This window comes from Methylorubrum aminovorans (assembly GCF_022179725.1).
Classification (GTDB): domain Bacteria; phylum Pseudomonadota; class Alphaproteobacteria; order Rhizobiales; family Beijerinckiaceae; genus Methylobacterium; species Methylobacterium aminovorans.
In genome coordinates, this window is sequence record NZ_BPRC01000116.1 from 1 (window position 1) to 217 (window position 217).

The following is a 217-nucleotide window of genomic DNA, read 5'->3' on the forward strand; positions in this document are numbered from 1 at the left end:
GCCTCCGCCTCGTAGACGAAGTCCTGTTTGCCGAAGCGCCCTTCCGCCTTGGCACCCGAGGTCAGCGGCTTGGGCAGTGTCACCGCGATACCAGCCTGATCGCAGGCTAGGATCTCCTCGCCCGAGAAGTAGCCGCGGTCAGCCAGCACGCTGAGCGCTTCATGCCCGGTTGCGACCTGGCCCTGGCGGCTCATGTGCGCCAGCTGGGTGCGGTCGT

General features: G+C 67.3%; 1 pseudogene. It reads right to left on the bottom strand.

Annotated elements, in window-relative coordinates:
- A pseudogene (locus tag MFF24_RS28740) lies at window positions 1-217 on the bottom strand (IS5/IS1182 family transposase); the annotation flags it as partial.